Origin of the sequence: Synechococcus sp. H55.9, from assembly GCF_047462355.1 — a bacterium.
Classification (GTDB): Bacteria; Cyanobacteriota; Cyanobacteriia; order Thermostichales; family Thermostichaceae; genus Thermostichus.
On sequence record NZ_JANSJB010000081.1, the window covers coordinates 10,290 to 12,439 of the forward strand.

Here is a 2,150-nt window from a genome sequence, read left to right on the forward strand (position 1 = left end):
CGCACTACGCGAACAACTTGCTGCTGTTGCCTCCAGCAGCCAAGGCTACGGAGCACCTGCCAGCCTTCGTCTCTTAGCCACCAGACCTCCCAGGTCCAGGGATCCGGAACAAGCTGTCCGTGAGGCCCCTTAGTCCGGCTGTAGCTCGGGAGCAGGCTCGGCCTCAGGCAGGGGAGCTAGGCTGGCAGGGATCCCTTCGGTCGGGTGCAACTCTCTGAGATCGGCCAGGGTCGGCTGCGGCTGTTCATCGGCTGCCGCGCAGGAGCTTGTACGCTGCGAAAAGCCCCAGACAAACAAAGGCAGCACAGCCACCACCATCCCCCATTCCGGGAGCTCAACTTGGGGGAAAAACACCTCCAGCAGCATGAGGCTTCCCACCAGGGCGATGATGGCAAAGGCAGCATCTTCTAGGCGGGAAAACTCATCCAGCCAGCGCAAAAACAAAGAGGCCATGTAGCGCATCAAGGTGATGCCGAGAATGCCGCCGAGGATGATCACCCAAGCCTTGCGGGAGACGCCCACCGAAGCGGCAATGCTGTCGAAAGAAAAGACTAGATCCGTTAGCTCTACCATCACCAGGGTTTGCCAAAAATTAGCCTGGCGGGTGATGTCTTGCTCAGATCCTTCTTCTTCCCCGCAAAAATGCTGCCAGGCCAGCCAGAGCAGGTAACAGGCCCCGAGAAACTGAGCGGGCGGATACTCCACCAGCCAAACCGCTGCAAACACAATGGCGATGCGAAAACCATAGGCACCGATAATGCCCCAGCGCAAAGCGCGATTTTGTTGCTGAGGAGTGGGCAAATGCTTGACCAAAGCCGCCAGGGCAACGGCGTTATCGGCGGAGAGGGCCGCTTCCAAAAACACCAGAGCCACCACCAAAAAGAGATCTGTCCAAGTGAAGGACTGAATTATCCCTTGAACAAAAGCCACAGTGGTATCTATTGCCTCAATTGACATAGCAGCAAGCTTCATGTAACCCGGTAAAAAATCGTTCGTTCAGTGCAGCTAACCCCAGACCGCTATCCCAGATCTATCGACAACCCCTTCCAGGAGATTTTTAGGGTCGTTGTCGTTGAGGAAGCGCCCCAAAGACACCTGACAAAAGATACCTGGAGAAGGGATCCATCCCTCAATTCTTGGCAACAGCCTCCCAGCGGAGAAATCCAAAACCCCAGCATGGCCCGAGTATAGCTTGTCCGGCTCAGGATCGTTTTACATTTCTTAACCTTCTCCTCCCTCAGGGGGGGCAGGCGAAGGCAATCGCGCCGCCAGCCGTTGTCCACAGCGTAGGATCTGGCCTGCCAAAATGGCCGCCCCAAAGCCATTGTCGATGTTCACCACTCCCACCCCCGCTGCACAAGAGTTAAGCATGGTCAGCAGGGCGGCCAAGCCCTGAAAACTGGCCCCGTAGCCAATGCTGGTGGGCACGGCGATCACCGGACAATCGGCCAAGCCGGCCACCACGCTGGCCAAGGCCCCCTCCATGCCCGCCACCACGATCAGCACATCGGCCTCCAGGGCGGCGCGGTGGTGCAACAGGCGATGGATCCCGGCCACCCCCACATCCCAGAGGCGCTTGACCGCAAACCCGCAAAGCTCGGCGGTGAGAGCGGCCTCTTCGGCTACCGGCACATCGGCGGTGCCGGCGGAGATCACGCTAATCTGGCCGGGATGGCGGATGGTCTGCTGGATCGGGATCCAGCACAGGCGGGCCACCTCGGAATACTGGGCCTGGGGCAAGCGGCAGCGGATCTGAGCGTACACCTGGGCCTCAACGCGGGTGGCCAAAGCCAGGGATCCCTGCCGGTGCAGCCGTTCCAGGATCTGGGCGATCTGCTCAGGGGTTTTGCCCGGCCCCCATACCGCTTCGGGAAAGCCGGTGCGTAAAGGACGGTGGTGATCCACATGGGCAAAGTCTCCCACCCTCTCGAAGGGCAAAAAGCGACAGGCTTGCAGGGCTTGCTCGGCAGAGAGCTGCCCTTGGGCCACCGCTTGGAACAGTTCCCACAAGGTTTGGGTTGGGTCGGGCATAGCAAGGGGATTGAGTAGCTCTACTGGGCCAAAGACCCGCGCGGGAAAAACAACACCGGATGCCAACTTTGCCGCAGGATCTCGCCGGTGAGGCTGCGAACCGACCACTCCCAAAAGCT

The 2,150-nt window shown here is 59.7% G+C and carries 2 protein-coding genes; both read right to left on the reverse strand.

Annotated elements, in window-relative coordinates:
• Positions 1–129: 129 nt before the first annotated feature.
• A complete protein-coding gene (locus tag NW857_RS10275) occupies positions 130–972 on the reverse strand; it encodes a TerC family protein (protein ID WP_414368874.1) in 843 nt (280 codons plus the stop codon).
• Between the two features lie 249 nt (positions 973–1,221).
• On the reverse strand, positions 1,222–2,031 hold the full coding sequence (larB, locus tag NW857_RS10280; protein WP_414337332.1) for a nickel pincer cofactor biosynthesis protein LarB: 810 nt from the start codon (positions 2,029–2,031) through the stop codon (positions 1,222–1,224).
• Between the last annotated feature and the right edge of the window lie 119 nt (positions 2,032–2,150).